Here is a 7,249-nt window from a genome sequence, read left to right on the forward strand (position 1 = left end):
CTTGTCAAGATGGACAGAAAATGCTTTCGTTTGATAGCCTACAGATGATACTTCCATTCCTTTGCCGGCATCACGGACAGACAAACTAAAAAAGCCATATTTATTTGAAGCGGTGGATTTTTTCTCTGTATCGTTTCGTATGACGGCGCCAATGATATTCTCACCGCTGATACTGTCCCTAACAAACCCAGAAATAGATTTAGACTGTTGACTATACGCTTGCTGCGCGCAGAACAAAATGGAAGAAAAACAAAATACAACCTTTATAGGTTTAAACATAATCAAGTGAAGTCAAAAATTTTGCTGAAAATAATAAAAAAGCCTTACAATTTGTAAGGCTTAATAATAAGTTTATAATTTGTTAGTTAAGGTCTCTGTTTAACAAAAATAGCATTTTATTCATTTATGCCAAATATTTATCCATTTTTCTTTTCATTTTTCTTCGCTTGATCAAAATATCCCTTAAAAAAAGCCATTTGATAAACAATTGACCGAGACCAGTACTCCCAATTGTGTCCACCTTCACTTGTAACAAAGGTATGATTTATATTATGGTACATCAATTTATCGTGCAGTGCAACATTCACAGTATAGAAAAAATCTTCCTTACCGCAATCGATGATTAGGCGAAGTTTATTATTGATTAATTTGGGCACCATATTAATAACAACCCGATTATCCCATTCTTGCGGTACATCAGCGTAATTCCCAATGCGATCTTTAATTTCCCAGTTTAAGGGAAAAGGTCTAAAATCTACCCCACCAGCTGTACTTCCTGCAGCGCCATAGCTATCCTGATGTTTTATGGCTAGCGACAGCGCACCATGCCCACCCATACTTAATCCTGTAATTGCCCTTCCGCTCCGATCTTTGATCGTCGAATAATGCTGATCCATATAATCAATCAGCTCTTTGGACACAAAGGTTTCATATTGGTAGTTTTTATCATTCGCGACATCCCAATACCAGCTTCCAAAACCACCATCGGGACAAACGACCATATAACCATACTGATCCGCCAATGCGCTCACACTTGAATTTTTAACCCAATTGCTATAATTACCGGAATAACCATGCAACAGGTAAAGGACCGGATAACTGATTTTGTTCGAGTAATTTTGAGGAAGAATTACGACAGTCTTAATTGCTTTACCCATGGATGGGCTCTGAATGGACAGGGTGTCCACTTTAGCAGCAAAGGTGTTCGTGGGGGTACATAAAAATAAAACGAAGGCAATTAACATCAGTCTAATACCTCTCGGACAAAATAGGCAGTTTTTGATAGGTTCGGTTTGAGGAAAATTATGTTCCGAATAACTGAAAATAGGTCTAGTGTTTATCATAAATTTATTGATTTCTTTCAAAAAAATAAAGATAGGATTTTAAACCAAATGGACGCTCGCTAATTGTATAAAATCCATTTCCCTTGCTATCGAAAGCTATCGCTTCCCCTTGTGGCTCCACCTGATAAGGCAGAATAGCCGGCATTTGTTGGAGTACCTGTCTCCAGGATTCACTCAAGTTCCTCTGCCAATAGAAAATATGGGTAATATTCTTTACAAGCAACTGTGTACCCGTCGGATCTATAGCAGCAGCAGTAGCAAAAGTAAATGGCAGCTCCGCTACGCCATTTAAGGTAAAATACTGCTGTTTTGAATTTGTAAATACCGCCGCGGAATAAACAGTCGATCGAAATTCACGTTTAGATATTACATACAACATTTTGTCTATTGGATCAATCATAATCGATTCGGCATCTAAACGTTTCTGGCCCGGAAATTTAAGAAAGATAGCCCGAATTGACTTTTTCGGAATAAGCCCAGGATCATCAGCCTGAGGCTCAGGAAATACATAAAGGCATGTCCAGGTCCTTTTCCCGGTATTGTTTCCGATGTCCGCAAGGACGAGAAAATAGGTGTCCCCAAATTTCACCCGATCGATATCCTCACAGTCGACGACAGATACCCCTTCGAGTGAAAATTTCTTCAGTAGTTTGGCCTGACGATCGATTAAATAGATAGTTGCACCATCACCACTATCATTATGCACCCAAAAATTGCCCTCCCGATAAGCCGGTGTGATACCCGACACCTCTTTCAGTTGTGGATCCGTCAATTCCCCAAGGGCAATTTGCGTTTTAAAATAATCCTTCCTATTTTGGCTGTAAACCTGCAGACTTAACAGAGAAAATACAAGTAGCAGGCACAGATTCACCCGTGCAATATTCATGTTTAAAGATACGTTTTTATTGATATTTACATGCTAATTATGAAGAAGCCTTCCACATACAGTTCATTACTCCTTTTTTTAACACTCTTACTCCCCTGTCAAAGCTTACTTGCCCAGAGCTCTTCATTTCGCGTAAAAGTAAAATCTGGTCTTCAGCAAACACCGCCGTATCTTGTGAAATACTACAACAGCAAAGATTGGGAGAAATTCTATGCCGAAATCTTGCAATTTGATTATGACCCAAAATTTGAACATGACATCAGGATCCTCAAACGTCAAAACGGTTCACATTCGACATATACCTTAGCCAAAACGATTACAAAATCACTATCGGAAAATACAGCGGTGGCCACATGGGAAGTTGGAGAAAACTACGTGAATGCCCAGAGCCTTGGCAAACTGAAATGTCTGCAGGTAAAATCTGACAAAAGGAATAAATGGGAGTACCTCACGTCAACAATTCAAGGATTCGATTACCAAGAGGGCTACCGTTACCGCATTCGCGTAAAACAAACGAAACAAAAAGATACAGACTCCGTCAGTTATAGTTTAATTGAAGTCCTGTCGAGAGAACGTGCAAACGAACTGCCCAGTGTGGCTGCATTTCTTGCCCGTTTTAAGTGGAATCTGCTTCAGTTAAATGGAAAGGACGTTAGCTCTAGCAAAGCAAGTATCGGGTTCGATGCCAAAAATAGTACGATTGCCGGCACAACGGGATGCAACAATTTTTGGGGAAATTTTGCCATTAAAGACGATAAAATCAGCTTTCTGCACCTAGCAAGCACCATGCGCGCCTGCAATGGCGTGAATATCGAAAATAACTTTTTTCAAATTTTTGAACAAAAACAAATTCAGTTTGACATAGCCGAACAAACCTTGAATTTATATAACGACAGAAAACTAGTAATGATTTTTGGCTTGGAGCGAGAATAAAAAAACACCCAAAGTCTGGGAGACTTTGGGTATCTTAGCCATATTATTAACCTATTTTATGAAAAGTATTTATGCCATTTGGAAATGACATAAACAAATATGTGAAATAAATCGGAAACAATCGAAAGCATAATAAGATTTTAACAAAATTTTAACATTTCAAAAAACAATGAGACAAATGGTCATATAAATGATTCATTTAGTCATATCCAAATAAAATCTATCCCGTACCTTACAAGTTTAAACCGACATAATGATTAAAACATTTTTAACATCAACAACCTTACTTTTAACCGCGACACTTTTTGCCCAGAAGAATCCTGTTATCACGGGAAACTATGCTGATCCTGAAGGTATTATCTACGGCAATAAATACTGGATATTCCCAACCTATTCGGCGCCTTATGAAGAGCAGATATTCTTTGACGCGTTTTCATCTTCCGATTTGGCCACCTGGACAAAACATAGCCGTATCTTGGAGAACAGCAACGTTAAATGGGCGAAAAAAGCGATGTGGGCACCTGCAGTATTGGAAAATAAGGGCAAATATTATCTGTTTTTCGGAGCCAATGATGTGCATCAGGGAGAGATCGGAGGCATTGGGGTCGCTGTGGCCGACAAGCCAGAAGGCCCTTATACGGACCTATTGGGCAAACCCTTAATCAACGATATTATCAATGGCGCTCAGCCGATAGATCAGTTTGTTTTCAAAGATAAAGACGGCACTTTCTACATGTATTACGGTGGTTGGAAGCACTGCAATATGGTCAAACTCAAACCAGATTTCACAGGCTTGCTCCCTTTTGATGATGGCACCTTTTACAAGGAAATCACCCCTAAGGATTACGTCGAAGGACCATTTATGTTTATAAAAGATGGAAAATATTATTTCATGTGGTCGGAAGGTGGCTGGACAGGCCCCGACTACAAAGTCGCTTATGCCATCGCCGACTCGCCCTTTGGCCCTTTTGAGCGCATCGGAACAATATTGGAACGGGATCCTGAAGTCGCTGTTGGCGCCGGACATCATTCAGTCATCAAGGTACCCAACGAGGACAAATATTTTATTGTCTATCATCGTAGACCGCTTGGCAAAGATGGAGCCAATGAGCGGGTAACCTGCATCGAAGAAATGAAATTTGACAAAAATGGACATATCATACCTGTTAAGATGACCTTTACAGGTGTTAAACATCCATTAAAATAGCAGAATTACTTCTTTTTTGCAAACAACAAAAAAGCCCAGATCAATCGAACTGGGCTTCTTTGTTATGAAAGCAATTACCGCTTAAATGCTGGAAATTGCATTATTCAATGTTTCAGATGGACGCATTGCCTTAGCTGCCAATTCATCATTCGGGAAATAATAACCACCGATGTTTTGTGCATGCCCCTGAGCCGCGATCAATTCTTCATTGATTTTCGCTTCATTTTCTGTTAACACATTTGCAACGGTCGCAAATTTCTCAGCTAATTCAGCATCTTTTGTTTGCGCTGCCAAAGCCTGAGCCCAGTATAATGTCAAGTAGAAATGCGACCCACGGTTATCGATCTGACCAACTCTACGTGCCGGAGATTTGTCATTAGCCAAGAATTTCTCCGTTGCTTCATCCAATGTCTCCGCCAATACCAGCGCTTTTGGATTATTTTGTGTTTGAGACAAGTGTTCCAAAGAAGCACCAAGTGCCAAGAATTCACCTAATGAATCCCAACGCAAGTAACCTTCTTGAAGGAATTGTTCTACGTGTTTCGGAGCCGAACCACCAGCACCTGTTTCAAATAAACCACCACCATTCATCAATGGAACGATCGACAACATCTTAGCTGATGTACCCACTTCTAAGATCGGGAATAAATCCGTCAAATAATCACGTAATACGTTACCAGTCACGGAAATAGTATCTTCGCCTTTACGAATACGTTCCAAAGAGAATTTCGTCGCATCAATCGGAGATAAAATACGAATATCCAGACCAGTTGTATCAAAGTTTGGCAAGTATTTTTCTACTTTTTTGATGATTTCTCTATCATGTGCGCGGTTTTCATCCAACCAGAATACAGCTGGTGTCTCAGATAGACGGGCACGATTTACAGCCAATTTCACCCAGTCTTGAATCGGAGCATCTTTCGTTTGACACATACGGAAGATATCTCCTGTCTCTACTTTTTGCTCCATGAAAACATTTCCTTCCGCATCAACCACACGAATAACTCCGTTTCCTGCAGCTTGAAAAGTTTTATCATGGGATCCGTATTCCTCAGCTTTTTGCGCCATCAAACCTACGTTTGGCACAGAACCCATTGTTTTTGGATCTAAAGCACCATGCTCCTTACAGTCTTCAATTGTCGCTTCGTAAACACCAGCATAACAACGATCAGGAACCATAGCAATCGTATCTTCTTCTTGACCGTCTTTATTCCACATCTTACCACCGATACGGATCATTGCTGGCATAGAAGCGTCAATAATTACATCAGAAGGTACGTGGAAATTTGTAATACCTTTATCCGAATTTACCATCGCTAAAGCAGGACCATTTGCGATAGCAGCGTCGATAGCAGCTTTCACTTCAGCCTCTTTTGCATGACCTGCGATTTTAGCATAAACCTCGCCTAAACCGTTATTTTTATTGATACCCAACTCTTTGAACAAATCGCCATATTGCGCAAAAACATCTGCAAAATAAGTTTCAACAACAGCACCAAATATAATCGGATCAGAAACTTTCATCATTGTTGCCTTTAAATGTGCAGACAACAATACTCCTGCGGCTTTCGCTTCAGCGATAGCATCAGCTACAAAAGCTTTCAATGCAGTTAAGCTCAACGTTGAAGAATCAATAACTTCACCCGCTTTCAATGCAGAAAGTCCTTTTAATTCTGTCACTGCACCTTGCTCATCAACAAACTCAATTTTGAATTGGCCTTCATTTTCAACGGTTACCGACTGTTCTGAACCGTAGAAATCACCTGAAGTCATGGATGACACCTTTGTTTTGGAATCTTTCGCCCAAGCACCCATTTTATGTGGATTTGCTTTTGCATAATTCTTAACCGCTTTAGGTGCACGGCGATCTGAGTTTCCTTCACGCAATACAGGATTTACAGCAGAACCCAATACCTTTGCATACTTAGCTTTGGCTGATTTTTCTTCATCTGTGGTCGCTTCATCAGGATAGTTCGGAACAGCGTATCCTGCTTGCTGTAATTCAGCGATAGCACCTTTTAACTGCGGAATTGACGCGGAGATATTCGGTAATTTAATGATGTTTGCTTCAGGAGTTGTTGCCAACTGTCCCAACTCAGCCAATGCATCAGCAATTTTTTGATCTTCTTTTAAAAATTCTGGAAAGCTAGCAAGAATACGGCCTGCTAAAGAGATATCTCTCAATTCAACATCGATACCAGCTGTAGCTGTAATCGCTTGAACGATAGGCAAAAACGAATAAGTCGCTAATAAAGGAGCTTCATCTGTTTTTGTCCAAACAATTTTTGATTTGTTTGACATAGTAATCTATTAGAAATATGTTTAATTTTTAATGCTATGTGAAATCATTGAAAAATCTGAATTTCTCAAAAATTCGCTTAAAGATAAGAATTAATGCCATAATTAACGAGGAATTGCACCCCTTTTGACAATAAAATTGTGAAAATAAATATATTTTGGCAATACAGAATAAGTCGCTTCAGCTCCGCCCAAAAGTATCCCTCTTGACATTTCAGTGACCGGATACTACAGGCGAAATCCTATTTTAGCTCAAATTAAAAAACGCAACTGACAATGAAAACATTCAAATTGAACAATGGAGTTGAAATTCCGGCAATTGGATTTGGAACTTGGCAAATTCCCGAGGGAGAAGAAGCTTATCAGGCAGTTAAAGAAGCTCTTGCCGCTGGATACACACATATTGACACTGCAGCTATATATGGAAACGAAAAGAGTGTTGGAAAGGCTATAAAAGACAGTGGTATAGATCGTAATTCACTGTTTATTACAACAAAACTCTGGAATACCGAACGTGGATACGATAAGACAATTGCTGCATTTGAAAAATCACTCAGCGATCTGCAATTGGACTATCTCGAT

The 7,249-nt window shown here is 39.7% G+C and carries 7 protein-coding genes; 3 read left to right on the forward strand and 4 right to left on the reverse strand.

The window, feature by feature from the left end; translation table 11 throughout:
- The 3 genes from B2X72_RS08375 to B2X72_RS08385 all read right to left on the reverse strand — a co-directional run.
- The coding region (locus B2X72_RS08375; RefSeq protein ID WP_286849080.1) for a carboxypeptidase-like regulatory domain-containing protein at positions 1-279 on the reverse strand (279 nt) is incomplete at its 3' end.
- Between the two features lie 137 nt (positions 280-416).
- Positions 417-1,343: an alpha/beta hydrolase gene (locus B2X72_RS08380; RefSeq protein ID WP_312352700.1), complete on the reverse strand. Its 927-nt coding sequence runs from the start codon at positions 1,341-1,343 to the stop codon at positions 417-419.
- A 4-nt stretch (positions 1,344-1,347) separates the two neighbouring features.
- A complete protein-coding gene (locus B2X72_RS08385) occupies positions 1,348-2,229 on the reverse strand; it encodes a hypothetical protein (RefSeq protein ID WP_286849083.1) in 882 nt (293 codons plus the stop codon).
- Positions 2,230-2,268: 39 nt separating this feature from the next.
- Between B2X72_RS08385 and B2X72_RS08390 the strand changes: the two genes are divergently transcribed.
- Both B2X72_RS08390 and B2X72_RS08395 read left to right on the forward strand, forming a co-directional pair.
- Positions 2,269-3,162, forward strand: a complete 894-nt coding sequence (locus B2X72_RS08390) for a DUF4377 domain-containing protein (RefSeq protein ID WP_286849084.1) — start codon at positions 2,269-2,271, stop codon at positions 3,160-3,162.
- A 253-nt stretch (positions 3,163-3,415) separates the two neighbouring features.
- On the forward strand, positions 3,416-4,369 hold the full coding sequence (locus tag B2X72_RS08395) for a glycoside hydrolase family 43 protein (RefSeq protein ID WP_088161433.1): 954 nt from the start codon (positions 3,416-3,418) through the stop codon (positions 4,367-4,369).
- Between the two features lie 81 nt (positions 4,370-4,450).
- Here B2X72_RS08395 and B2X72_RS08400 read toward each other — a convergent pair whose 3' ends face one another.
- Positions 4,451-6,670, reverse strand: coding sequence for an NADP-dependent isocitrate dehydrogenase (locus B2X72_RS08400; protein ID WP_120336013.1), 2,220 nt, complete (start codon positions 6,668-6,670; stop codon positions 4,451-4,453).
- A gap of 273 nt (positions 6,671-6,943) precedes the next feature.
- On the opposite strand from B2X72_RS08400, the gene B2X72_RS08405 reads away from it, so the two are divergent.
- Positions 6,944-7,249, forward strand: a 306-nt coding sequence (locus tag B2X72_RS08405) for an aldo/keto reductase (RefSeq protein WP_286849087.1), incomplete at its 3' end; no start/stop codon positions are given.

Source organism: Sphingobacterium sp. UBA7253, from assembly GCF_002472745.1.
Classification (GTDB): Bacteria; Bacteroidota; Bacteroidia; order Sphingobacteriales; family Sphingobacteriaceae; genus Sphingobacterium; species Sphingobacterium siyangense.

Bases quoted from the DNA above. Each gene is read 5' to 3' on its own strand.
- B2X72_RS08380 (WP_312352700.1), bottom strand. From the start codon at position 1,343: ATGATAAACACTAGACCTATTTTCAGTTATTCGGAACATAATTTTCCT.
- B2X72_RS08385 (WP_286849083.1), bottom strand. From the start codon at position 2,229: ATGAATATTGCACGGGTGAATCTGTGCCTGCTACTTGTATTTTCTCTG.
- B2X72_RS08390 (WP_286849084.1), top strand. From the start codon at position 2,269: ATGAAGAAGCCTTCCACATACAGTTCATTACTCCTTTTTTTAACACTC.
- B2X72_RS08395 (WP_088161433.1), top strand. From the start codon at position 3,416: ATGATTAAAACATTTTTAACATCAACAACCTTACTTTTAACCGCGACA.
- B2X72_RS08400 (WP_120336013.1), bottom strand. From the start codon at position 6,670: ATGTCAAACAAATCAAAAATTGTTTGGACAAAAACAGATGAAGCTCCT.